The sequence below is a fragment of the Paenibacillus sp. EKM206P genome (assembly GCF_011066155.1).
Taxonomy (GTDB): Bacteria; Bacillota; Bacilli; order Paenibacillales; family Paenibacillaceae; genus Paenibacillus; species Paenibacillus polymyxa_D.
Genome location: NZ_JAAMNQ010000005.1, coordinates 118,201 through 143,278 on the forward strand (window position 1 = coordinate 118,201; position 25,078 = coordinate 143,278).

Here is a 25,078-nt window from a genome sequence, read left to right on the forward strand (position 1 = left end):
CCATACGGGAGGCGAAAGGCATGTATATGGTGACCGCCGAAGAAATGCGAGAATTGGATCGCTATACAATTGACAAGCTGGGTATTCCGGCCCTTACCTTGATGGAAAATGCCGGGCGCGCGGTAGCTGACGAAGTATTGAAGCTTTCACACACAGGGCCGGGGGATATACCGGAACATGGCGGTGTTATACGGACAGAGACGTGGAGTCAAGGACGACATGACTTACGGGAACGAGAACACTGGTATATCCTCGTAGGCAAAGGCAACAACGGTGGTGACGGACTGGTGGCGGCCCGCCATTTAACCGATGCAGGTCTACGCGTCACCGTTGTGTACGTCGAGCCGCCAGACACGCTGCGGGGTGAAGCGGCTGCGCAGCGCGATATCATCGCGGCTCTGGGTATCCCGGTGATCCTCTATGGCCGGGATACCCTCGACCTGCGCGGCGCCTCCGGCATCGTCGATGCCCTGCTGGGCACGGGCACGCAAGGCCCGCCGCGCGAACCCTACGCCTCGCTGATCCGCGAGGCCAATGCCAGCGGCGTGCCGCTGGTGTCGGTAGACGTGCCTAGCGGCCTTGACGCCGACACAGGTGCACTGCACGAGCCGTGCATTCGTGCGCGCGTCACCGTATGCCTCGCCTACTTGAAGCGTGGGCTCGTCCAATATCCAGGCGCCGGGACCGCAGGCGATGTGGTGGTACGCTACATCGGTATTCCACCCGGCCTTGCCCGTGAGTGCGGCGTGCAGCTGCAGCTCTTGACCCGTGACACGCTGCGCGCTGCGCTGGACGTGGATGTAAGCCGCAGCCGCGTGCCGGATGGACACAAGGGCACCTACGGCCACGTTCTGGTCGCGGCTGGAAGCCTGCGCATGAGCGGCGCGGGCTTGCTGGCCGCACGTGCCGCCCTGCGCATCGGCAGCGGCCTTGTCACGTGGGCGGTGCCCGAAGCGCTGCTGCCGCGCGTCATTGGCGCCGCGCCGGAACTAATGCTCGCTGCCGCAGCAGCAAGCGGAGACGGCGAATGGAACGCCGACTCCGCAGACGAGCTGCTACAGCTCGCGCAGGCACGTGATGTGCTGGCCGTCGGCCCCGGCCTCGGCCGCTTTGCAGGGGACACCGGCTGGCTACGCCGCCTGTGGGAGGAATACGGCGGTCCGCTCCTACTTGATGCGGACGCCTTGAACATCCTCGCCTCGGCGGGGCCTGAGCTAGAGGCTTGGAAGCCGAGAAGTGCGGCAGTCGTACTGACGCCGCACCCCGGTGAAATGGCTTGTCTGCTGGGCATACCGACAGCAGAGGTGCAGCGTGACCGTATCACCCATGCCCGGGAGTACGCCCGAACACGTGGGGTCACGCTGGTGCTCAAAGGAGCGCGCACCGTCATCGCTTGTCCCGACGGAGCGGCCTACGTCAATACCACAGGCCATGCTGGGATGGCGACAGGCGGTGCGGGCGATGTGCTAACAGGCATCATCGCAGGTTTGCTGGCTCAGGGCCTGAGTGCTTCGCAGGCAGCAGCTTTTGGCGTGTATTTGCATGGTGCGGCTGGAGAAACAGCCGCACGTCATCGCCAGCATCCTGCCTCTGTGATCGCTGGCGACATTATTGAAGCCCTATAGGCCATAGCAGCAGTGGCAGGAGGAAGGCCAGCATGATCTGTAATCCATATTCACGGTTCAGCCAGTGCCTTCCTCCATAATACAGCAGTGTAATCCCTGCACCTGCTATGCCGTTGCTCCATGAAATGCCCGTTCCGGCAGGCGACATCAAAGAACCTAGCAGGAGAAAGACACTGAATCCTGCAGCGAGGTATAGGGTGAGCTGCTCGGGCTTGCGAAGCCAGGGTAAAAGATCGCATAGCGCATCAGCGACAAGAGCGGCAGGAAGGGCAAAACCATAGGCCCACAGCTGCGCGGTCAGTTCACCACTATTGCCTGCTATAGTCAGAGGAACCCCTATTACTTCCTCTGTCAGATAGCAGTAGACCCATAAGAGACCAAAAACCAATCCTCCACAGGCCAGTTTATTCAGCGCATAACAACCAAGCTCCATCCGCCAAGGCATTTTGGAATTAAATTCATTCCAAGGCTGTCTCATGTTGCGACTCCTCCTCTGATCACACTCGGTATTCACAACCAATCAAGGAATTTATTTTCAATTACAATCCGCTTACCGTTTACGACATTTCAGTTTACGTTAGCTGTGTATCATGTTCCTAAGCAAAATAAAGATTGCGGATAGCCGCGGTACGGAAAGGCGGGGATTGCATGATACAGGCGGTTATTTTTAATCTCGAAAGTACATTGTTAGACCCCGGAGGACGAGGCTTAACCCAGGGAATGCGTGATATTTTCAGATGGAAAGGTATACAGGTAACTGAAGAACAGGTATCTCATGGGCGAGGAATGCCGATCCGGGATCATATTGCGAATGTGCTGGGACTTTCAGAGGTTCGGAAAAAATGGCTGGAGTGCTTTGGTGCGCATCCTGGCAGAGTGGATATTGAGCATATTTATCTTGAGCTTGTCCCTGTTCTCCGCTCCTTGATCCAAGGGGCTGAGCCTGCTATCGGTATAGATAGGGCGCTGCAGGAGTTGCAGGATCGTCGCATTCAGTCAGGTGCCACTGCATCCTGTCCAATGGAGATGCTCAGTCACGTATTTACGCCTGCGCAGTCACCCTATACGCTGGATTGTACGGTTGCCCCTTGTGAAGTTTCGCAGGGGAGACCTTATCCGTGGATGATCTATGAAATTGCACATCGCTTGCAGGTATTTCCGCTGAGCGATATTGTGAAAGTAGGAGATACAGCAGCCGATATGCAAGAAGGACGGAACGCCGGTGTATGGACGATTGGTGTCTTGAACCATAACGAAAGCGTGACGACCGTAGCTCAAACGACCAGCCATGAAGCGGAAGACAGAGTGGCTGAGGAACGGCGCAGACAGAGTGTATATGGTTTGAAAAGAGCAGGAGCCCACATCGTGATGAACTCGGTCGCTGACTTGCCGCGTATTCTGCGTGAAATCGAAATGCTCCAGCATACGGGAGGCTATCCTTCTTACACAAAACAGGTGAAAACAGCGGCGCTACCTCCATCATAAGAACGGGTATGATTCTGGGTTGCTTGAATACACACTTCTAGGTTATATGTATGCACCTACTCGGATAAAGGTGAACTCTGCTCGGCTTTCAAAACATAATAATGGAGCATTCGCTACGTTAGTGAATGCTCCATTTTAGTTTACTTTTTTTGTTTAGTTGAATCGAATCCAGCATCATATTTACTATTCAGCGTTTTTTACCCGGAACTGGTCGGCATGACGCTGCAGATTGTTTGATAGTGTGGTGAGATTGCGGGCTACTTCGGATAGTTCTTTTACCGCTAGGGCCTGTTTCTGAGCGCTTGCTGATACATCTTCTGTCATTCCGGCAGTCTGCTGTGCCGCGCTGGCTGTGTGATTTAAATGTTGATCTACGCTGTGACGTACCTCTTGCATCTCTGCCGTCAACTGAGCCAGATGTGCAGCTAACTCCTCAACTTCCCGTGAAACCTGGGTGACTTTGTCAACAGACTGTAGACATGCTGAAATTTGGGTTTCTTGTTCATTGACGGTCTTTATGTTTTCATCAAATTGATCACCCATTTGCTCAATTTGCTCAACAAAGCTGCTTAAGATTTCGTCGATTTCACGAATCGATATGGCGGATTGTTGGGCAAGTTGCCCCATTTCATGAGCGACCACAGAAAAACCCTTGCCAGCTTCGCCTGCACGTGAGGCTTCAATAGATGCATTAAAGGACAAAATCTGCGTCTGCTTTACGATGCCCTGTACCTGCTGACCGATGTTAGCCGCCTCGCGGGATTTTTCGGTTAAGGCGTGTGACATACGTTGCATCTGTTTGATACGCAGGGCGCTTTCTCGTCCTTTTTCTAATAACAGTTCATGCTCACTGGCTACCTGATTGCGAACCTCATTGAGATGATGGGCTGTATCCGTGAATTGCTGCACATGGCTTCCGACTTCATCCAGCGTTTGTCCTAATCGGTCAGATTGTTGAACTGATTCCACCGCTTGTTCTGCTTGGTTAATAGAGACATCGGCAATTTGCTGGAGCGTACGGGACAGTTCCTCAGTCTGATGGAGTGTCCCCTCCGTTGTCACGACGATATTCTTCGATGCATGCTGGAGTGTACTTGAACTGCTTTGAATATCCACAATCATATTCGACATGGCTTCCACCATTTTGTTCGTCAATCCGCTGATTTCGCCTAACTGATCATATGTTACTTGCGACGATGTAACCGTAAGGTTGCCGTCGGCTACTTGCTCCAGTGTATTTTTAATAAATCTCACCTGACGCAGTATCCGCCGGGTTACCAGCATCATAGCCGTAATGGAGATGATCAGAATGATGGAGATAACAGGAATAACTAATCGGTAGGCCTCGGGCAAGGTATGTTCGTATACTTCAGTCACAGAGGACAGGGATCTATCGATTCCCAAATAACTAATGATGGTTCCATCTGTATCCTTAATGGGAGTAAAGGAGGAAAACATCGTCCCCCACTCAGGGTCCGTTGTAATATCTGTAGTCACTGTTTCCCCTTGTTTCAATTTCTCTTCCGTTTCTTTAAGGGTAAAACTTACAGGAGTTCCGAATGGACTGTAGTCTTTGTCGTCCCATGCGGCTCCATATACCGTAATTTTCCACTCATTGCCCACACGGTTGTACATATAGATGTACAGGATTCCAGTTTGCAGCCTGAGCGTATTTAACTCGTTACGAAGTTGTTTATACTCGCTACTTTGCTCCGATGAATCCGTATTTAAGCTCTTGACTGCGGATTTGTCCAATAACTGGGCCGTGTTCTTTGCCAGCGTTTCATTGTTTAGCTGCATGGTTGATAGAGAAGCATTCTGGATAGATTGATTGGTCGTCCACAAAACAATGACGCCATATTAAAGGAATGAGCAAGATGAAGTAGAGTTTGGATTGTAATCCCATTCTTTTTTTGACGCTGCTTTTCATAATATGCTCCTTACTATGTTTTTTTTACCTTCATATATATCGTGTACAAATAGGAAAATATGAATAGTTATTCAGATGTTTCATGATTTTTTTGCGTATTTGCGTAAATTCTCATGAAAAAAGCCTTAGCCCGGTAAGCACCGAGCTAAGGCTGTATCTTATGACTTACAAATCGTCAAATCCGTTGTCATCTCCGACCTTGCCATAATTGCGTGATTTTGCTTCAAAGAAGTCCGTTTTTGTCGCATTCAGCGCTTCATCTGAGAATGGTTTGATCCAAGGCATACAGTTTACATCTACGCCTTCGTACGCTTTGTCCATACCAAGCAGTCTCAGGCGCATATTTGCCATGTATTTGATGTAATCGCTCAGCTCGTTCAAGTCGATGCCGCGAACCTCTTTGAGCGTATAATGCGCCCAATTCGTTTCCAGCTCCACAGCGCGGTCAATCATACGATAGACATAGTCCGTATTTTCCTTGGTATTCAGCTCAGGGAAATCAGACAACAGTTGCTTAAACACTTCGGCAAAGAAGTAGCAATGCTGATTTTCATCACGCTGAATATACGAGATCATTTGGCTGGTTGCCATCATTTTCTGATCACGTGCCAAGTTGTAGAAGAACGCAAACGTACTGTAAAAGAAAATGCCCTCCAAAATCAAATCCGCTACCATCGCTTGGAAAAAGGTCTGTGGGTTCTGCTCATCGCGGAACTCCTGGTAAATGTCCGAGATGAATGTGTTACGCTCCAGCAGGACAGGATCGTTTTTCCAGTATTCAAAAATTTCCTTCTGTTCCTGATCTGACACCAAAGAAGACAGAACGTAGGAGTAGGACTGGTTATGCACCACTTCCTGCTGCCCGATAATCGCTGAAATAGCTTCCAGTGACGAGTCGGTAAAATAGCGTTTTACATCCCCGACAAACATCGTTTGCATCGAATCCAGTACAGCCAGCAGGCCGATGTTAATTTTGAAGGTGCGCTGTTCTTCGGCATCCAGCACAGGGAACTGGGACGCGTCCTTGGACATCGGAATTTCATCTGGAATCCAGTGGTTCAGCAGCAGCACTTTATACAATTTGTACATATGCGGCATCCGAATATCGTTCCAATTCAAAATACCGGAGCTTTCGCCTTCAATAATACGGGTAGAGCGATTTGGCGCTTCCGTGTTAAAAATCTTCTGTAACTGCATGAGAGCTTCTCTCCTTTAGTTTAGGATGCGCAGCTATCACATTCTTCAATCGTCAGTGCGCGGCTGCGTACATAATAGGTCGATTTCATACCTGATTTCCAGGCATGGATGTGCAGCTCTAAAAATTCAGTTGCTTTAATATCAGGCCGTACATACAGGTTAAAGCTTTGGCCCTGGTCAATATGACGCTGACGTGCAGAAGCCATGTTGATCGAAGCGTGTTGATCCAGCAAGAAAGCCGTCTTGTAGTACCAGATGGTTTTTTCGTTCAAGTCCGGTGCAGGGTTAGCAATCTTGTAAGTTGTTTTCTCTTCATAGGAAAGCAGCTCATACAATGGATCAATGCTGGCGGTAGAGCCTGCAATAATAGACGTGGAACCGTTAGGCGCGATGGCGAACAGCCATGCGTTGCGGACACCGTTTTGTTGGACTTCTTCTGCAAGCTCACTCCACTCGGAGGTAGTGACAAATTTGCCTTCGCGTGTACCGTCTGTATAGCCACGGGAAGTGAAATAGTGCCCGGTAGACCAGTCAGAGCCCTCGAATTTGGCATAACGGCCTTTTTCTTTCGCTAGCTCCATGCTGGATTTGACGGCCAGGTAGTTAATCTTTTCATACAAATGATCGTTATAGGTTACCGCTTCATCGGATTCCCAACGGATACCTTCCAGTGCGAGTAGATGATGCAGTCCGAATGTACCCAGACCGACAGCGCGATATTGGCTGTTCGTATATTGTGCTTGCAGTACTTCAATGTTGTTGATATCAATAACATTATCCAGCATACGTACCTGAATCGGCACGAGGCGATCCAGCACACCTGCCGGAACCGCACGAGCCAGATGGATGGAGTTCAGGTTGCACACCACAAAGTCGCCAGGAATTTTGGAAATAACGATGCGTGTTTGTCCGTCTTTTGTGACCAATTCTTCTTTTTCCACTACAGTTGCAGATTGGTTTTGCATAATTTCCGTACACAGGTTGGAGGAATACACCATACCATGGGCACGGTTCGGGTTGGCGCGGTTTACCGTATCACGGTAGAACATGTAAGGTGTACCTGTTTCCAGTTGTGACTTCATCAGGCGCTTCATGATGTCGATAGCAGGCACCGTAATACGAGAGAGAATCGGATGCTGCGACGCCTCTTCGTATTTCTCGCGGAAGGTACCTGAACCGAAGGTTTCATCATAAAAATCTTCCAGTCCCAGTGGACGACCGTTGTCATCTTTCCAGCCCATTACTTTCTTCACTTCATGCGGACAGAACAGATTCCATTCGCCCCGTGCTTCGACCCGCTCCATGAACAGATCGGGCAGACATACGCCATGGAACACGTCATGTGCACGCATCCGCTCGTCACCGTTGTTCAGCTTCAGGTCAAGGAATGCGAGGATATCCTTATGGAATACGTCCAGATATACGGCAATTGCACCTTTGCGAGTACCCAATTGGTCTACGCTAACAGCTGTATTGTTCAACTGGCGAATCCACGGAATGACGCCGGAACTTGTATTTTTATGTCCACGGATATCGGAGCCACGCGCCCGTACTTTACCAAGGTATACGCCGATGCCGCCGCCCATTTTGCTAAGACGGGCTACATCCGTATTGGAGTCGAAAATACCTTCCAACGAGTCGTCTACGGTGTCGATAAAGCAGCTGGAGAGCTGTCCGGCCACCTTTTTTCCGGCATTGGACATAGTTGGTGTAGCTGCTGTCATGTACATGTTGCTCATCGCCCAGTACGCTTCTTTGACCAGCTCCATCCGCTTGTCGGCAGGCTCTTGGTGCATCAGGTACATCGCGATGATCATGTAGCGTTCTTGAGGCAGTTCCATTACGCGTCCGTCAAAATCGTTGGCCAAATAGCGCTCAGACAGTGTTAACAGCCCGATATAATCGAACAACAGGTCATTTTTCGGCAAAATGGAATCGCCCAACTCATCAATCTGCTCCTTGGTATAGTAGTCGAGCAGTTCTTGACGGTAAATTCCTTTTTGGACCAAATCAGTGATCAGTGGATAAAAAGCGCCGTAAGGCTCGTCCGCATAGGATTTGTAACGGCGGTGAGTAGCCGCTTTTTTATACAAGGAAGTGAGCAAAGCACGTGCAGCGGCAAATTTCCAGTCCGGTTCTTCCTTACTAACCAATTCAAGGGCAGCCATTGCAAACGCGTTGCTAATGTCATCCCCCGTGACTTCGTCCCGGCGCAGCTTGCTAGTTACACCGCGAATGAGTCGATCCTTATCCAGCTTGTCCAGTCCGCTGAGTACACGGTCGGCATATACGGAGATGCGTATTTCATCAAAAGCCAACTGGCGATTGTTTGGTTTGGTTACGAGTTGTGGCATAGGATTAATTCCTCGCTTTCTTGATTTGGAATCATACTTGGGAATAGGCATGAAAATGATCATGATGAGAAGATAATGGCGAAAAAAGCGATGGTCAGACAGCATTTGGGGGCTGTATGTAATCCAATAACATAGAAATAGCGATGTACCTGCCAATGAAGGGGGAAAAGATGGTTCCCGTACGATTTATCGGCTACATCACTATATTTAGACGTGTTATGAATATTTAACCCAACATATTGTGTGTAAAAACTTAAAATTTCAAATAAGTGCAAGGAGTATTATAGCAACATTCGAAGCCATACGTAAAGGAAAAGGAATGGAAAATCAAAATATACAGAGAAGTCGCGGGCTGTATTTGAATTGAGGCTGTTTGAACGGTACAATGAATGATAAAGATGTTTCCTACAGAAACAAGCAGCATACATATAAACTTTTTTTGTGAAATAAGGTTGCTCGCTCTATCGGACTGAAATTTTAGATTTTTAAAGCAGCGACGATTTTAATTTTAGGGAGGAACTTGGCGATGGCTATTGCAGAAGTGACAGTGATCCCGATTGGAACGGGGAGTACAAGCCTGAGCGACTACGTTGCCCAGATGCAAAAAGTGTTGAAAACGCAAAAAGGAATTACCTATGAGCTTACCTCCATGAGTACGATTATTGAAGGTTCGTTGGACGATGTATTCACCGCCATTGCTGCGCTGCACGAAGCACCATTCCTGTCAGGAGCGAAGCGTGTTTCCACCTCGGTCAAAATTGATGATCGCCGTGACAAGCCTTCATCCAGTCACCAAAAGCTCCGTTCCGTCGCAGAGAAACTATCTGGCATCGCGACAGGAAATGTTACCGAACTAAATCCAAATCCTAGTTGAAAAAGTTGATGTAAGTGATTGATTTTTATGTAACTAAGAGTATAATAGTTTTTGTTGTCAGTTACACTGACCTGCTGGTGTAGCTCAGGGGTAGAGCAACGCACTCGTAATGCGTAGGCCGGGGGTTCAATTCCCTTCACCAGCATTCTATAAAACTCAAGCACAGCGCGGCTTCCAAGCTTTTTGGAGGTCGCGCTTTTTTGTTGAATTGAGCATTCTTCTACCATTTTTCTACCCTTTAGTCTAGTAAAGTAGGTTCTTCGGTGCTAATGCTCTCTCCTGTGATTGAATCGCCAATGTTTTTTAACACCGCCTCTTGGAGATTCGGAAGAACATGTGAATAGGTATCCAGAGTTACATTGATAGACGAATGTCCAAGTTGCTCTTGAACGTTCTTCGGATGAATACCAGCTTTGAGAAGTAAGGTTGGTTATTTTTACACTTTCAGGATTATGCGGTTCCAGAAATTAAAGCAGCATTTTTAAATCTTATTGTTAATGTGCCGGATAAGCTTTTAACCACCATCATAGCATTCACCCTCAGGTTACCATTGGAGGATTTTAAAGAACAAGCTCTGCTAACCTTATGGTTGGCAGAGCTTGTTCGTTACCGGAACTCCGTATTTGTTTTCGCAGCCCCTATCGTTAGATACGCTTAATTTATTTCATTATATCGTTAGATACGCTTAATTTATTTCATTATATCGTTCGACTGCCTTGCTTAGCTTATAATTGAAATTCTCAGGTGTGCCATCCGTAGTGTTCAGGAACTGGCCGTTCAGGTCAGAATCAGATACAGGTTCCTTCTTATTGATGCGTTCAATAATTTTCGAAGCAGCCGCTTTTGCCTCAGTGGCTGAATCAACATAGTTCCTGATACTGAAGCTGTTAATCCCTTCTTTTTGAACTCGATTCTTATCTTTTGAGATTGTCATGAGCGCACTTAGATCTGCGGTCATAATGTCGTATTTGGCTTTAAACTTCGTCATATCAAGCTGCAGCACATTGTCGGCGGTGATACCCTGCTCATCCATTTCAATGGCCGTAGCCTCGGCATCTATCATGAACTTCAAGGCATCATACCTGATCTGCTGGTCTGAATCTTTGAGTTTTTGCAGTTCAGCCAGACGCTGCTCGTTACCCAATTTTTGCATAGCCGTGAAGTATTGTTTGGAGACAGTCTCGTAAGCGAGATTGGCACTTACCAGCTTGGTATGCAGCTGTTTTCCTTTTGCGAAGTCATCATCCACGTAGCCTTTTGTATCATAGTAGGCTTTCATCTCGTCCAGGACGGACAACAGATCATTGATGACCGGTGTCAGTTTGATCACTACGGGATCTGCGTTCGCAAAAGCAGGTTGGCTTGCGGTATAGCCGTTCGCTTTATCAATAACTTCCCGCTCAGTTTCAGCAACGCCGAGCATGATGAAGCTGAAGTTCTTCTCGATTACAGGCTGTGTATCCACTCCGAACTTCTCGAAATAATGAACCAGAACCTCATTGATTCTGCCTGTCATCAAGTTATTCAGCCTCACATACGCATTGTATTTTTCGATTTCTTTGCTCTCGCCGGACGTAACGCCTGCAGTCGCTTGATCCACGGTGGATGTAATGGCAGAACAAGCGGACAACATTGCACCCAACATAATAATGGAAATAAAGAATGATAGCTTTCTCAAAATAGTGATTCCCCCGACTGAGTAATTTAACGTGCTCTTCTTTTGTAAGATGTCTGAATAGGAGAGAGAACAACTGACCTTTTCCGGGCGATTAAAGTCCCTCTTCGCCGCATACCAATGTTAATTGTAAAACAATCTATTCAATTTTAAATTTATTTGGTGAATAGGTCTTGAGACTTGAGTAGCATAATTTTATAAAGTTCTTTGTTGTTGACGATTGCTCTGCCAACTTTCTAAATGCTTATATTCCTCTGGTCTCAGTTATAAACTGTTGTCAGGAGATATAAGTGTGCTTCAAGATTATGTTGAATATATTGCAGCAACATCCGCCACTAACGAGAATGAGAAAATCTCAAAACTGTTGAATGTTATAATTTCAGCAAAAGATGTAGAAGGTATACTTCAGCAATTTGAAGCCGAAATAAATGCTTTTGCACAACAGCAACTATCATCAGATGATATGTATACCCAACAAGTGATACCGGATTATATCGCGTGGTTTGGTTACGAGTTATCTTATTATTATTTACATCGAGGTTCTTACATTGATGGTTTTAAACATTTGATGTATTCATTAGTAAGTTATCATACACTAAATAATGAGACTTGTTTTATAAACTGTTTGGGTTTGTTTTTACATTTTCGGGATTATGCGGCTCCTGAAACCAAAGCAGCATTTTTAAATTTTATGGAAAAGGTGTGGATGACCAATGTTGAAAAAAATGGTACTGCTAATCATCGCGGCTAGCTTTTTGTTTATTGTTACTGTGCCGGATCAAGCCCTTAACCACCACAATAGTATTCAGCCTTACGTTACCATCGGAGGTGCTTAACGTAACAAAACCAATCCCCGCTAACCATACTTGGTCGGCGGGGATTTTTGTTGAACAATCTAAGGGGAACAGTGTGTTGAGGAATCGTACTGGAAATTTAGGCTTTAACTGGTTCAGGTCTTTTTAATTGAAGAGGGGGAGGTATTAGCCAACCCTTTTCTTTGTTCATTTTTAGAATACGGACTCCCAAAGCAGTCTTAGTTAGATGATATTTCGCAAATAAGGCCCCGATGTCTTCTCTAATGGATTGACCCATAGCTTGGCTGCAAGATGTCAATCCTACAGAGGTATCTAATGCGATTTTAGCTGCGATTTCGGGATCAGTAAACCTTGCACCAACTGGGATATCCTCAAGTTTGACAGGAGGTCTTTCAGGCAAAATAGGAGCTGGGGCAATCCCATTATCAGTAAGCATTGCGTCGCATTCTTGGATTTCCAGTTTAGCTTGATCAATAAGATCATCCAGTATTTTTTTGAGCTCTTTGTCTCCTGCGTGGTTTAAACATGCTTGGTAAAATGAAACGCTGCCTTTCGCTAACGCTGAAAACTGCCACACACTATAAACTTCTCCGTAATGCATGGGCTCGTCTTTTGGATTCCCGCTTAGGATACCCATTATAAAAACCACTCCTTTTTTAATTTTAATGATGTACAAATTTATGATTCCCAGTAGTGAAGATTTAATGTGTGTATAAGAAATAAGTTCAATTGGCATGCTATATACATTAAAAAATTGATTGCAAACACAAATTTAAGGGAGTGGTTTAGGTATGTTGAAAAAAATGAAGATAATGGCTGTTGTTGCATTAATGATTTCAAGCTTTGGAGCGGCAGTAGCATTTGCTGAAAACAGTCAAAACAATATGGGCACAAACGACAATGGTAGAACACAAATGCTAACTACTACTAATAATAATGATAACGATAATAATAATAATTGGGGGTGGCTTGGTCTGTTGGGGTTAATTGGATTGGCAGGTTTAAAACGTCGCGAGCCTGAAAACCACAGTAAAAGATAATCGTAAACAACAACTCAAAAACAACTAAACAATCCCCGCTCACCATACTTGGTCGGCGGGGATTGTTTACTTTTAGGATTCACCACACCGATCACCAAATAGCTATTAAGATTAACTAATCTTATTTTTCCGTGATCAATGTGAAATTAGAGTAAATGAAAGGACTCCGCTAATGTATTGCCATAAGAGTCTTTATTTGATTACTCACTTACTTAAAACGTCAGGGTATCCTTTCTGTTTTATGGAGTAGTGGGTAATGCATTTTCCTTCTCTTCATTATTTTTTTGAAGATCAATTACTAAGTACAAGCCCATGAATACTTCTATCATATATTCCATTCCAACCGACAAAAACGAGATCCATATGATTCATTTAGCGGACATTCTGACAGAAGGCATTGTCAAACAGTTTCCTGAAAAATTTTAAGTGAGCGCTATAGACGCTGCAAAGCAGATTAGCTTTCTATAAATACCCCAAAGGGTGGCTATGGAAAGCTTTTTTTACCGAGAAGCCGCCTCAAAATATATTTCAATACATATACTTGGAGCATGAACATTCGAAGAAATAGTTTTCGAGAAAAATAGGGAAGTTGGCTTTTATGCAAAATAATATTTTCTGATTTTAAAATGTAGAATGGAGGGAACTTCTTGTGCCACGAGCTTCAGTTATACTTCCAGTTTATAACACTGTGTCCTTTGTTTGGGAAGCAATCCACAGTATATTAGCTCAAACCTATTCCGATTTTGAATTGATTATTATTGATGATGGCTCAACAGATGGATCCGCTTTTGTTATTTCACAGATAACAGATCCTAGAGTAGTTAAAATATTCCATAGTACCAATCAAGGTTTGGTTGCTACTTTAAACGAGGGATTCAATAGGGCAACTGGTGAATATATCGTTCGTATGGATAGCGATGATATTTCTACGCCAGATCGACTGGATGTGCAAATATCATTCATGGATCAAAATCCCTTAATTGATGTATGTGGTGCTGCTTTTACTACTTCTAGTGGAGGGGCACTTAAGGTGAATCCGGCTAGTCATGAAGAAATTAGAACATGGTTGTTATTTCATTGCTGTATCTGCCATCCTGCTACAATATTACGCAATAGCATGATACATCGGCTAAACATTCAATATGATAGTAGTTATCCTCATGCCGAAGACTACGAACTGTGGAACCGATTAGCCTCTCAGGTACAAATAGCAAACCTCCCTATAAGCTTATTGTATTATCGTCAACATAAAGGACAAGTGTCCATTCAGCACAGAGCCATACAAGACGACACCGCTCGGAGAATTCGACAAAGACAGTTTAGCCAGTTGGGCTTGGAATTATCAGATGAAGAGAACCAGATGATGCTGAATATTCTTGAGTTTAAAATTAATCCCTATGATTATAATTGCTACACTAAAGCTGTTGGATTTGCAAATTGGGTGTTGGATCAAAACCGTAAGTATCAGATTTACAATCAGGAACTATTAAGCATGGCTTTTTCGCGGTGTATATCTCATCTTCCATATTAACAAAGCTATCAGCACGCGATCGGAAAGTATCCTAATATTCCGCTGGCATGCGTAAATGGAGTGCTTTTTATGTTTACCTGAATGCCCGGTCATAAAACATATTTACACATATATTAAGATGAAGACAAATAAAGGAGGGCTAAAGCTATGAGCGGATGTGCAGGTGCAGCTGTTTGCGGTGTGTGGACTTCTACAGCGGCTATTTTGGTGCTCTATATCCTCTTGGTTATCATCCTTAAATCATGTTGGGTTTAATTTTGCGAAAAGAATTGTATGATAATGACCCATCAATCAAGTTGAACGACCTTCTTTCATTCTGTCCGAAATTAGATTAGATAAAAAGCTCTGCTAACCTTATGGGTCGGCAGAGCTTTTTGCATTTGAACAATTTCCTAATCACTTTATTTAGCCGGATAGAGTCCCTCTCGTTGTGTATTTAGTTGAATACTCGCTTAAGGGCTTGCATGATTAAAATTTATTGATTTTCTTTCGTGAGAAAAGAAGCTGCTAACAGTGTAGTATTCGTATAGCCACCTGAAATATTTTCATATGAAAAATTAGCGATAGGAACTCCAATAACTGTAGCAACGTCTCCTTCAAAAATTTCCCCACTTGCTCCCGGATAAACTGCCATTACTGTATTATCATTTTCATCACTAATATAAACGATAGCCGTTGTTCCTATAGGAATGTTATCTTCTTCTATATCTATTACATCGCCGCTTATTTTTACAAATTTGTTTAAGTATAAGTTCAAATTTTTATTTAAGTGTTTTGTTGTTACGGATTTGTCTACTAGATTAATGACTCTGCTTTTATCTGTGGAAGGAAATAAGTCACTGTTTTTAGCAATGAAGTCATAAGACGTTTGTTCCATAGAAGCTTGATCTTCTGTTAACATGGGGGTTCCATCTTTCATGAATTCAGCAAATAAATATTGTTTATCTGTGACCTGATTTGTAGAAGCTTGCTGAGCAGTATTTTCATTGCTTGCTGTTTGTTCAGTAGCAAAGGATGTACTTGAAGACCCAGACCTTGTCGTTGCTTCTTTGAAATTGCTTCCACAAGCTGTTAGAGCTACAGAAAGTAGAGCAATGAATAGAGCTCTTTTTAACATGACGAATTCTCCTGTGAGTATCCTCATCGGTTGAGGTAGTTGCTCATTTTATCTTGTTACCTTTATTATCGAATATTAGGGTTGAATACATAAGCAAAGCACAGCTTCCAGGCTTTTTGGAAACCGTGCTTTTTTTGTTTAAAAAACGATTTGCAAACTTTTAGTCTAGAAAAAATGTATCGTCCAGTATAGCAGTTTAGGCGTGATCTCGAGATTAGAGTAAATGTAAAGAAGGACTTCATCGGCATGTTAGCCGACATGAAGCCCTTCATATGTTTATTTCGTTGAATATTCGCTTACTTCAAATGTGAGAATTTTGTTGAAGATTACGTAGTCTTTGCGATTGCTGAATGGACCTTTGTTGTTATTATGTTTGTCAATGGCAAAGAAAGAAGCACCTCTACCAGCATCTTTAGCGTCATACCATGCGATGAAGGCATTGAGTTCTTTTTTACTCAAATCGAATTCTTTATCAAATCCATTGTCCATCGTTACAGTCAGAATGGCGCGGTCACCAGTTGGTTGGGAGGCCCCATCTGTATCCGACGGATCGGGCTTAGTGGACGGATCCGGTGTAGTAGACGGGTCAGGCTTTGTAGATGGATCCGGTGTAGTAGACGGATCGGGCTTAGTGGATGGATCCGGTGTAGTAGACGGGTCAGGCTTTGTAGATGGATCAGGTGTTGTAGATGTACCCGAATCTTGATAAGGTAAAAATCCTTCAGGAATCGGATATTTAAAATCGCTTGCTCCGAAATTAGCTTGAAAGGATTTATATCCATTTTCCCCAGCCATAACCATCGGGAATACTTGTGATCCACCGAGTTGAGATGGTTTTGCAGTATTAGAACCTTGCCAAACTCCATTTTTGTACCAAGAAATTGTGTCGTTATCCATGTCCAACGCTAAACCAATAGTATCCTTCTGCGCAAAAGTTTTACCATATTTAGTTCTTGTTATATCAGAAGATATTTTAGTTAAAATTTGACCGTCATACCCATAGTAACTATGATACTTCCATTTATCTGATGTATTAGTACCTGATTCACTTGTTATACCAATTAATGATATACTTGGTATATCTGGATTTCCATCAACTACATTTACTTCCCAGTACCACTTCCCACTGGTTTTTCCTACAGTTGCTTTATCTCCTTGACCTCCATTCCCTAGTTTTGCTAATAAAGAACCATTCGACCAAGTCACGTTACTAGTCTCAGCTTTTGTAACAGTAGGGAACAATGAGAACACCGAAACCCCAATGAGAAGGGCTAACACTATTGTTCCTAGTTTTTTGAATATAATATTTTTCATGACTTCCTCCTAAATATATGTAATAACAAGTGAATTATAGAACTGGATTGGGAGAATTGTCCAAACATTAAATGATATATATTCAAATATGAGTATTATTATGGAATTTAATTTGTTAACTTCAGAATTAGACTAATATGAGGCGTGGGATTCGATAATCATAATAACCTGGCATATCCCATATGACTAAGTAAGTGCTTTTTGCTCACATAGAGGAGGGATATGATTGGATGCATTCGTAGCGCGCTCATTAGATGAAATACGATTTTGGTCGAGGATTATGAAGGAGCATTCCTTTTTTCTGGGGTTAGGTTTTAGAGCGGAAGATACTCAACTTAAAACAGAAGCCAATCAGTTTTACGCTATTTTCGAGGATATCGAGAAAAGGTCGCATGAATTTAATAACAAGGCAGATCCTTATACAATCAAAGAGTTTAATACGGAAGTTCAGAATGCGGCGACGAATATTTGGGCATTTAAGAGGATGGTACTGGGCCTTATATTACAATGCAAGCTTCCTGGACAAACCAATTTTCCTTTACTGGTAGATCACGTAAGTCGGGAAGCAAATTATTTCAGAAACCGTTTAGGAGAACTGAATTCAGGAACACTTGAACCCTTACCTGATGCTATTATTGACGAAAATGTATTTTTCTTAAAAATCATGGCCGATCACGCAAAATTTATAGGCCATTTACTTGATCCATCCGAACGTAAACTGGTTGAACAAGCTAGGGAGTTTAGTAATGATTTTGATATGCTAATGTTTCAAGCGATTGACCTAAGTCATATGCGGCCACAGTCACAAACCGTTCCACTCCTGAGTCAATTTGTTGATGAGAACCGTGTCTCTGTGAAGTCCTTGCGTGATTTTAAAAAAACAGCGCGTGATTTAATCGACGAGTGCCGAATAAAAAGCATTATCCATCCTTTATTAGCCGATCATGTATTTCGTGAAGCTGAGAGGTTTCTTTTTATTCTCGATATGTTTGATCAATCCTTATCAGGTGTTAAGGTGAATAAGAGAGAAATCATGCACTGAGAGAGCCCAGCCAAAAGAACACAGTTTCTGTAAAATATCCAGTGGAAATAAAGCTTTAGACTGAACAAAAAATCAAACAGCGGCGGACCAAGACTTGAAAAATAAAGTCTTAGACAGCCGCTGTTGTCATCCAACTAACGTGTATGAGCATATAGAAAATCCAATATGTCAGCATTAAGTCCCCTATGGAAATGTTCGCGATCAAAGCCGGGAGGGTCTTGCGATGGGAGAAAGGCTGGAGTCCTCATCGATTTCGGGAAAGGACTCAGAAAGGAGAAATGTCCGGCGTTTTTTACTGTTTTGTATTGTACCTTCTTAGGGTCCAGCACGCCATCCAATATTATACGCGCGTGTAAAGAAGGAGTGTACTGATCCTTCTCTGCATCCATCATTAAGATAGGTAGATTAACCGTACGCAAGCTATCTTCAGCTCGAAACCAGACCGACGCTGGCGCTAGTAAAACGAGGCATTTTACTCGGTAATCTGGTGTAACCTCTATAAGCTGGGGCTTTCCGTCCGAGGTCTCGTGAGGAAAAGAAGTCGGCACGCCACCTGCCGCTGCTAATACCGTATAACCACCCATGGAATGTCCAATGAGCGACACAGCATTCTGTATCAAATTGTCCTTGAAAAGCATACTATCGAAAAACCAATCGGTGGCCATATTAAGATGTCTAGGTCTATAGATAAGATTCTGGGCAGTCCCTTCCAGACTATTATCATTTCGATTGTTAAATGGATGCTCTGGAATGCCGACAATAAAACCATTACGTGCTAAATACTGCGCCAAAATCCGATACACAAGCGGTGTACTGCCAGTACCGTGAGAGATGATAACCAAAGGGAACCTTCCTTCCGATGGCCCTGCCTCTCTCGCCAACTCTAACTGGTATGGACCCAATCGCTCTATTTGTTCGGGTTCGTTCGTTGGATACATTACCATCATGGGAAATGTAATGCCTAGAGAGGAATCCTTTATTTCTACTTCTCGCCATCCTGGATAACTATTCTTAAATTCTGCGTTTCTTATCATCCACTATACTCTTCCTTTCTCGAAATTTTTGTTTAACTATCCCCCCTGCCCGTTGCTTAATGCAATAATAGACAGCTACGGAGTGCATACGCCCCATCTCCGATCAGCTTCAATTTTTCTTGTTCACTTCTAATTATTGCTATATATTCAAATCCAAGTATCATTGGCTGCCGTTAATTCTGACTCTGATCCTCCAGTATTTACCACTCCCCTCGGCTCTACTAGCATGATATGGCACTCCTCATGGGCGAAAGGTTTATGTTCGACCCCCTTAGGTACAATAAACATCTCTCCCTGAGAAACTTGTACCCGTCCATCTCTAAAATCAATGAACATCTCACCTTCAAGTACAATAAAGACCTCGTCGGTATCCTGATGATCATGCCATACAAAATCCCCAACTATTTTCACCAATTTAAATTGATAGTCATTCATTTCACCAATAACTTTCGGAGACCAATGATCACTAAACTTAGATAACTTTTCATTCAGTTTGATGGATTGATACTTCATAATAACCTCCTTGGAATTTCCCGAAATTCAATTACAATAATAAGAATATTGAAATTTGGTACTTTTATCTACCACCTACAATGGTTAAATGATTGTTCACTCTGAAAAACTAGATATCCTCAGATGGATTTATAATCGCCAAAACCTGGTGATCCTCCCATTTTCCGTTGATCTTTACGTTGCTTCGAGAGATGCCTTCTTTGTGAAAGCCAGCCTTCTCAAGCACACGTATGGATCCTGGATTCTGGGGAGAGGCTTCCCCGAAGATCCGGTGAAACTTTAGCTCATCGAAGGCATAGTGAACCACTTGCTTTACCGCCTCCGTCGTATAACCCTTTCCGTTATATGCTTGGTCTAGACTGTATCCGATCATACAGCTCTGAAGCGGTCCTCTCACCACAAAAGATAGGCTTATGCTGCCTATAATCCGGTCGTCCTCCTTGTGGCATACCACGAAGGAATATTTCCGGTCTTCCATCATGTCGGCCTTGCTTTTAATAATCGTCTGGAGCTGGTGCTCCTCCGTATAGTACTTCTCTTGGTTGTTTGGCGAAAACTTCTCAAAGAATTCTCGATTGCGCTTGTACATTGCTGCCAACTCTGCGGCGTCCGTCTCCTCAGAGAACCGGATGTATACTCGCTGCTCCGACATCTGCACCATCCTTCCAAACTGTAATATTGAAAGAATTATATCACAGAATGAAGATTGGGAAATTGATTTGATGAATGGTGTATATCAGGCAGCATTCCTTTGAATGTTAACTAAAAATATATACCGTAATTATTGGATTGGATATAATGTTTTCTAAAAAAGGAGGATATATTGTAATGAATAATGCTTACGAAGTGCTTGAGGAGCGTATATCCGAATGGGGAATCTCTAATGAGGAAATTATTGCGGTTTATATCGTTGGGTCCCGGGCAAGAGAGGACAAGCCTTTTGATGAGTTTTCTGACTTGGATGTAGTCGTCTTTTCAACGAATCCAGATTACTATCTTCAAAATGATCAATGGTTACTAAACATCGGCAAAGTTTGGACCAGCTTTATGTTTCGAACGGCAAAAGGGGATCCGGAAAAACTCGTTCTCTTTGACCAAGGGGCTGAGGTTGATTTTCTATTCCGTCATATTTCTGATCTGGATCATATAATCAAAAATGGACGTATTCCTGAAGGATTTCAGCGGGGGGTCAGGATGCTGCTCGATAAGACGGGGAATGGAAATCAAATCATTTCTCAAACCACAACGATCCCGGATACTCCTCTAATATCTGAAGGTGCTTATCTACAGGTTGTTAACATGTATTGCTTCACCTCTCTATATGTGGCTAAACAAATTTTGCGTAATGATCTGTGGGTAGCTAAGCAAAGAGATATGGACTGTAAACAATTATTGCTGCAAATGATAGAGTGGCATGCAAAAGCTGTACATGGATCGGAATATGATACTTGGCATGCAGGGAAATTCATGAATGAATGGGCTGATCAAGATGTTGTTACTGATTTGAAGAAATCTTTTGGGAAATACGATCCCAATCATAGTTGGGAAGCATTGGTCGTATCCTTAAAGTTGTTCAAACGATTATCCTCGGAAGTGGCAGCTAAGTATAAATACGCGTATCCGGATGAATTATTTTCCCATATTCAAAACTGGTTAGGGGGACAATATGATAAGCATAGATAAAAAGTCGAGCACCCTAATTGTTGTACTGCATGAGATTTATGGGATTAACAAGCATATACAAAATTTTTGTAGCCTATTATCAGATCAGGGTTATGATGTCATTTGTCCAAATTTACTAGGCAAAGAAACGCCTTATGACTATTCGCAAGAGGAAAGTGCCTATACCAATTTTATAGAAAATATAGGATTTGAACGCTCTTTCTATCATATCGAAAGTTTATTATTAAGTATTCGAGCTCGCTATAAAAAGGTATTTATCGTCGGCTTTAGCATAGGGGCAACGGTTGCCTGGCTGTGTAGTAAAGAAAAGTATGTTGATGGAATTGTAGGATACTATGGCTCTCGTATTAGGAATTATTTAGAAATAACTCCACATTGTCCAACACTGCTTTTTTTCCCACAGGAAGAACCATCATTTAATGTGGATGAGCTTATTTCAATTTTAGATAACCGTAATATCCGGGTACATAAATTCAGCGGACAGCACGGATTCAGTGATCCGTACTCTCCCCGATATAACGTACATTCGGCTCAGCAATCATTTAACGAAACGGTAGAGTTCTTCAAGAGAGGTTGATCAATGAACAGCTTCATCCAGCCCACACCTGTTTCATTACTCTGGGGAAACGCACAGTCTTGATATGCGGATTAGTCATATGTATACACATCATTGACTATGAAAAGGAGACGTATGTGGCTGTGGCTACCTTTTTTTCATAATACCATTCAACCTTCTCCGGCAGATGGGGCAAAAGCGGCGGATCAGAGCGGGAAAGCTTCTTAATTTATCCTGCTTACTACGACAGGAGTTAACTTTCAGGACTCCGCCATTGCTATTGCCCAATTCAAACAGTCTGCTTGATTTGAGGTAATGCGAAAAATAAAAGGACTCTGATGATCTAGTCGACCTCTATCGAAAATATCTCTTTAAAACCTCTTTTACCCTCGGCTGTAATACGTATCGCTCGGGTTGTAGGCAGACGCTCGATCCAATGTAATTCGAATAATCTGTCCAGAATAGCACTTCCTAAAGCACCGGCAAGGTGATGGCGTCGTTCACTCCAATCCAGGCATTTATGTGAGAAAGAGCGGCGCTTTTGTCTTGTTTTTGTAAGGTCAATCTGAAAGTCAGTGAAGAAAGTCTCTCCTTGGTCCGTAATATGAAGCCCGTCCTGATCCTCGGAAAGAATCCCCTTTTGCATGAAAAAATTCATGAGCTGTACGCCTAATTGACCCGCAACATGATCGTAGCAAGTTCTTGCCAACCGTATGGCCTCGTTTTCGGAGGCTTGTTTGAATGACTTGATTGGAACAGGTGGAGCTATGGATAAAAATGACTCCATCACCCGGGCAACTTCGGGGTCTTGAATGCCATAGTAACGGTGACGCCCTTGTTTTTCCACAGTAACGACGTGTGCCTCGGTCATTTTAGCCAGATGGAAGCTGGCCGTTTGCGGTTTGATGCCTGCCATATGGGCCAATTCACTTGCCGTGTGGAACCTGCCGTCTAATAAAGCGGTGAGTATAGCTGCACGGGAAGGCTCGCTGACAAGAGAAGCAATCATGGCTACATTTGACTTGGTGCTCATGGCACGGTTATCCCCCTTTGTAATCCATACTTCGATGAAGATTGAAATATTTATATTTTACAATAGGGAGGTAGATCTGAATAGAAGGAGAAGAGATGATGAACCCAACAAATCAGATGAATGAGATGAATCATACCCCAAACGTTAAAACGATTAACCCTAGCATTTTATATTACGGAACCCCTGTGATTTTACTCAATACGGTGAATGAGGATGGAACGACCAATATTAGCCCGATTTCCTCCTCGTGGGCATTAGGAGATTGTGTGGTACTAGGCATTGGAACAGGTGGCAAAGCATTAGAAAATATGGAGCGGCATCCCGAATGTGTAATCAATGTTCCGGGACCTTCCATGTGGGAAAATGTAGAACGTTTGGCTCCTTATACAGGTAAGAATCCTGTTCCAGCGGAAAAAAAGGAACATGGATTTATGTACCATAAAGATAAGTATGAGATCAGCGGACTCACTTCGATTGAGTCGAATAGGGTCAAGCCTGCCCGAATTAGGGAGTGCCCTATTCAAATTGAAGCCAAGGTGAGGGATGTAAGAATTCCTGACCATTCTCCTTATTTTGCTATCGTCGAAACTCAAGCCATACAGGTGCATGTTCATCAGGATATCATCCTCGGCGAGAACCATATTGATCCGACAAAGTGGAGTCCGCTCATCTACAATTTCCGCCATTATTTTGGTCTGGGTGAGCATTTGGGCAAAACCTTTCGATCCGAAACCTGATGCTTTAAATAAAATGATAATATCCTACCTGAATAATGAGAATTATCTTCCCAAATCGTTCTTTTTGTGCGAGAATAATTGAAAAATCATCCATGACTACGCATACAGGAAGAGACGATTCATACAGCACGTATAACAAGGGAGGAAATAATCATGTCAGAAGAACGCAAGCTGTCATTCGAAACTCTCGCTGTCCATGCCGGACAAGAGATTGATCCTACTACCTTTTCCCGCGCCGTTCCGTTGTACCAAACCACTTCATATGGATTTCGGGATGCCGAGCATGCGGCTGATTTGTTCTCGCTGAAAGAATTCGGCAACATTTATACGCGTCTGATGAATCCGACCACGGATGTGTTCGAGCAACGGATTGCTGCACTGGAAGGCGGGGCTGGCGCGTTGGCCACAGCTTCGGGAATGGCGGCGATTTCCTTCTCCATTCTGAACATTGCGGGAGCTGGAGATGAAATTGTATCAGCCTCCAGCCTGTATGGCGGTACATATAATCTGTTTTCTACCACACTGCCCAAATTGGGTATTAAGGTGCATTTTGTCGATTCGGATGATCCAGAGAATTTCCGCCATGCCATTACGGATAAAACGAAGGCCATCTTTGCCGAAACGATTGGCAATCCACAGGGCAATGTGCTGGATGTGGAAGCAGTAGCGGCGATTGCGCACGAATATGGTATTCCGCTGATTGTGGATAACACGTTCCCAAGTCCTTACTTATTGCGTCCTATTGAATACGGAGCGGACATTGTCGTGCATTCGGCAACGAAGTTTATTGGCGGACACGGTACGTCTATTGGTGGGGTGATCGTGGACAGCGGCAAGTTTGACTGGAAAGCGAATGGTCGTTTCCCGGGGCTGACTGAGCCGGACCCGAGCTACCACGGAGTTGTTTACACCGAGGCGGTGGGACCTATCGCATATATTATCAAGGCACGGGTGCAATTGCTACGGGACTTGGGAGCTGCCATTTCTCCGTTCAATTCATGGCTGCTGCTTCAAGGCTTGGAGACACTTCATCTGCGGCTGGAAAGACATAGTCAAAATGCCTTGAAGGTAGCGCAATATCTCGAAGGCCACAAGGATGTGGAGTGGGTAAGCTACACCGGGTTGCCGAGCCACCCGTCCTACGCATTAGCTCAAAAGTATTTGCCGAAAGGACAAGGAGCAATCCTGACCTTTGGTATTAAAGGTGGAAGCCAGGCGGGAAGCAAGCTAATTGCGAATGTAAAGCTATTTTCTCATTTGGCGAATGTAGGTGATTCCAAGTCTTTGATTATTCATCCGGCAAGCACAACGCACCAGCAGTTGAATGAGGAAGAACAGGTTGCTGCCGGAGTCAAACCGGAGCTGTTACGCCTATCTGTCGGGACAGAAGCAATAGACGATATATTGTATGATCTGGAGCAGGCGATCGCGGCCAGCCAGCAGTAGTAGCAGTAGACTCTTCTTAGACTAAGTGTGACAGAGCATTCGTGTAGCATCGCAAGTGATTTTTCGACCCAGATCGG

At 44.1% G+C, this 25,078-nt stretch carries 23 protein-coding genes, 1 tRNA gene and 3 pseudogenes; 14 read left to right on the forward strand and 13 right to left on the reverse strand.

Translation table 11 applies throughout. The features are described from left to right. Positions 1-20: 20 nt before the first annotated feature. A complete protein-coding gene (locus G9G53_RS12805) occupies positions 21-1,625 on the forward strand; it encodes an NAD(P)H-hydrate dehydratase (protein ID WP_165148011.1) in 1,605 nt (534 codons plus the stop codon). On the opposite strand, the gene G9G53_RS12810 is transcribed toward G9G53_RS12805, so the two are convergent. Further along, a complete protein-coding gene (locus tag G9G53_RS12810; protein WP_165148014.1) occupies positions 1,609-2,103 on the reverse strand; it encodes a hypothetical protein in 495 nt (164 codons plus the stop codon). The genes G9G53_RS12805 and G9G53_RS12810 overlap by 17 nt on opposite strands. A 170-nt stretch (positions 2,104-2,273) precedes the next feature. On the opposite strand from G9G53_RS12810, the gene G9G53_RS12815 reads away from it, so the two are divergent. Then, positions 2,274-3,110, forward strand: a complete 837-nt coding sequence (locus G9G53_RS12815) for an HAD hydrolase-like protein (protein ID WP_165148017.1) — start codon at positions 2,274-2,276, stop codon at positions 3,108-3,110. Positions 3,111-3,293: 183 nt separating this feature from the next. On the opposite strand, the gene G9G53_RS12820 is transcribed toward G9G53_RS12815, so the two are convergent. The 3 genes from G9G53_RS12820 to G9G53_RS12830 all read right to left on the reverse strand — a co-directional run bounded on the left by G9G53_RS12820 (position 3,294) and on the right by G9G53_RS12830 (position 8,591). Next, a complete protein-coding gene (locus tag G9G53_RS12820; RefSeq protein WP_238437928.1) occupies positions 3,294-4,955 on the reverse strand; it encodes a methyl-accepting chemotaxis protein in 1,662 nt (553 codons plus the stop codon). A gap of 250 nt (positions 4,956-5,205) precedes the next feature. Continuing rightward, a complete protein-coding gene (locus G9G53_RS12825; RefSeq protein ID WP_029517885.1) occupies positions 5,206-6,237 on the reverse strand; it encodes a ribonucleotide-diphosphate reductase subunit beta in 1,032 nt (343 codons plus the stop codon). Between the two features lie 20 nt (positions 6,238-6,257). Continuing rightward, complete coding sequence (locus tag G9G53_RS12830) at positions 6,258-8,591, reverse strand: ribonucleoside-diphosphate reductase subunit alpha (RefSeq protein ID WP_029517884.1); 2,334 nt, start codon at positions 8,589-8,591, stop codon at positions 6,258-6,260. 526 nt (positions 8,592-9,117) lie between these two features. On the opposite strand from G9G53_RS12830, the gene G9G53_RS12835 reads away from it, so the two are divergent. After that, positions 9,118-9,465 carry an MTH1187 family thiamine-binding protein gene (locus tag G9G53_RS12835; RefSeq protein WP_165148020.1) on the forward strand — a complete coding sequence of 116 codons (348 nt, stop codon included), beginning with the start codon at positions 9,118-9,120 and terminating at the stop codon, positions 9,463-9,465. Positions 9,466-9,538: 73 nt separating this feature from the next. Beyond that, positions 9,539-9,610 (forward strand) — tRNA-Thr (locus G9G53_RS12840). 93 nt (positions 9,611-9,703) lie between these two features. Here the strand turns inward: G9G53_RS12840 and G9G53_RS26460 are convergent. Both G9G53_RS26460 and G9G53_RS12845 read right to left on the reverse strand, forming a co-directional pair. Next, positions 9,704-9,892 (reverse strand): annotated as a pseudogene (locus G9G53_RS26460) (tyrosine-type recombinase/integrase); the annotation flags it as partial. 258 nt (positions 9,893-10,150) lie between these two features. Continuing rightward, the gene (locus G9G53_RS12845; protein WP_165148023.1) at positions 10,151-11,143 is read right to left on the reverse strand and encodes a YiiG family protein; all 993 of its coding nucleotides are present in this window, start codon (positions 11,141-11,143) and stop codon (positions 10,151-10,153) included. Between the two features lie 262 nt (positions 11,144-11,405). Between G9G53_RS12845 and G9G53_RS12850 the strand changes: the two are divergent. Next, positions 11,406-11,891: pseudogene (locus G9G53_RS12850) on the forward strand (transcriptional regulator); the annotation flags it as partial. Positions 11,892-12,073: 182 nt separating this feature from the next. Here the strand turns inward: G9G53_RS12850 and G9G53_RS12855 are convergent. Beyond that, positions 12,074-12,592, reverse strand: coding sequence for a DUF3231 family protein (locus G9G53_RS12855; RefSeq protein WP_029516021.1), 519 nt, complete (start codon positions 12,590-12,592; stop codon positions 12,074-12,076). A gap of 154 nt (positions 12,593-12,746) precedes the next feature. Between G9G53_RS12855 and G9G53_RS12860 the strand changes: the two genes are divergently transcribed. The 4 genes and pseudogenes from G9G53_RS12860 to G9G53_RS26470 all read left to right on the forward strand — a co-directional run bounded on the left by G9G53_RS12860 (position 12,747) and on the right by G9G53_RS26470 (position 14,781). Next, a complete protein-coding gene (locus G9G53_RS12860; RefSeq protein ID WP_029516020.1) occupies positions 12,747-12,995 on the forward strand; it encodes a WGxxGxxG family protein in 249 nt (82 codons plus the stop codon). A 342-nt stretch (positions 12,996-13,337) separates the two neighbouring features. Beyond that, a pseudogene (locus G9G53_RS26465) lies at positions 13,338-13,421 on the forward strand (glycosyltransferase); the annotation flags it as partial. 223 nt (positions 13,422-13,644) lie between these two features. Beyond that, positions 13,645-14,526: a glycosyltransferase family 2 protein gene (locus G9G53_RS12870; protein ID WP_029516018.1), complete on the forward strand. Its 882-nt coding sequence runs from the start codon at positions 13,645-13,647 to the stop codon at positions 14,524-14,526. A gap of 147 nt (positions 14,527-14,673) precedes the next feature. Beyond that, the gene (locus G9G53_RS26470; protein WP_023986758.1) at positions 14,674-14,781 is read left to right on the forward strand and encodes a hypothetical protein; all 108 of its coding nucleotides are present in this window, start codon (positions 14,674-14,676) and stop codon (positions 14,779-14,781) included. A gap of 220 nt (positions 14,782-15,001) precedes the next feature. On the opposite strand, the gene G9G53_RS12875 is transcribed toward G9G53_RS26470, so the two are convergent. Together G9G53_RS12875 and G9G53_RS12880 are read right to left on the reverse strand one after the other, a co-directional pair. Continuing rightward, a complete protein-coding gene (locus tag G9G53_RS12875) occupies positions 15,002-15,643 on the reverse strand; it encodes a hypothetical protein (RefSeq protein WP_165148026.1) in 642 nt (213 codons plus the stop codon). 276 nt (positions 15,644-15,919) lie between these two features. Beyond that, positions 15,920-16,957, reverse strand: a complete 1,038-nt coding sequence (locus G9G53_RS12880; protein ID WP_165148029.1) for an SPRY domain-containing protein — start codon at positions 16,955-16,957, stop codon at positions 15,920-15,922. A gap of 226 nt (positions 16,958-17,183) precedes the next feature. On the opposite strand from G9G53_RS12880, the gene G9G53_RS12885 reads away from it, so the two are divergent. Continuing rightward, positions 17,184-17,999 (forward strand): DUF2935 domain-containing protein, encoded by an 816-nt coding sequence (locus G9G53_RS12885; RefSeq protein ID WP_165148032.1) that lies wholly within the window; start codon positions 17,184-17,186, stop codon positions 17,997-17,999. Between the two features lie 134 nt (positions 18,000-18,133). On the opposite strand, the gene G9G53_RS12890 is transcribed toward G9G53_RS12885, so the two are convergent. From G9G53_RS12890 to G9G53_RS12900, 3 genes are all read right to left on the reverse strand, one after another. Continuing rightward, entirely contained in the window at positions 18,134-19,033 is a 900-nt protein-coding gene (locus tag G9G53_RS12890; RefSeq protein WP_238437927.1) for an alpha/beta hydrolase family protein, read from the reverse strand. Positions 19,034-19,180: 147 nt separating this feature from the next. Continuing rightward, the gene (locus tag G9G53_RS12895) at positions 19,181-19,546 is read right to left on the reverse strand and encodes a cupin domain-containing protein (RefSeq protein ID WP_029516012.1); all 366 of its coding nucleotides are present in this window, start codon (positions 19,544-19,546) and stop codon (positions 19,181-19,183) included. Between the two features lie 109 nt (positions 19,547-19,655). Next, on the reverse strand, positions 19,656-20,198 hold the full coding sequence (locus G9G53_RS12900; protein ID WP_080658582.1) for a GNAT family N-acetyltransferase: 543 nt from the start codon (positions 20,196-20,198) through the stop codon (positions 19,656-19,658). A 176-nt stretch (positions 20,199-20,374) separates the two neighbouring features. Here G9G53_RS12900 and G9G53_RS12905 point away from each other — a divergent pair, with 176 nt between their 5' ends. Then, the gene (locus G9G53_RS12905) at positions 20,375-21,229 is read left to right on the forward strand and encodes an aminoglycoside 6-adenylyltransferase (RefSeq protein WP_165148035.1); all 855 of its coding nucleotides are present in this window, start codon (positions 20,375-20,377) and stop codon (positions 21,227-21,229) included. Further along, on the forward strand, positions 21,213-21,806 hold the full coding sequence (locus tag G9G53_RS12910; protein WP_029516009.1) for a dienelactone hydrolase family protein: 594 nt from the start codon (positions 21,213-21,215) through the stop codon (positions 21,804-21,806). Before G9G53_RS12905 ends, G9G53_RS12910 begins: the two co-directional genes overlap by 17 nt. 322 nt (positions 21,807-22,128) lie before the next feature. Here the strand turns inward: G9G53_RS12910 and G9G53_RS12915 are convergent, their stop codons facing one another. After that, positions 22,129-22,818 (reverse strand): ArsR/SmtB family transcription factor, encoded by a 690-nt coding sequence (locus G9G53_RS12915; protein WP_029516008.1) that lies wholly within the window; start codon positions 22,816-22,818, stop codon positions 22,129-22,131. Between the two features lie 98 nt (positions 22,819-22,916). On the opposite strand from G9G53_RS12915, the gene G9G53_RS12920 reads away from it, so the two are divergent. Then, a complete protein-coding gene (locus tag G9G53_RS12920; RefSeq protein ID WP_165148038.1) occupies positions 22,917-23,555 on the forward strand; it encodes a flavin reductase family protein in 639 nt (212 codons plus the stop codon). A gap of 153 nt (positions 23,556-23,708) precedes the next feature. Continuing rightward, the gene (locus G9G53_RS12925; RefSeq protein ID WP_165148041.1) at positions 23,709-25,001 is read left to right on the forward strand and encodes a homocysteine synthase; all 1,293 of its coding nucleotides are present in this window, start codon (positions 23,709-23,711) and stop codon (positions 24,999-25,001) included. Positions 25,002-25,078: the final 77 nt, after the last annotated feature.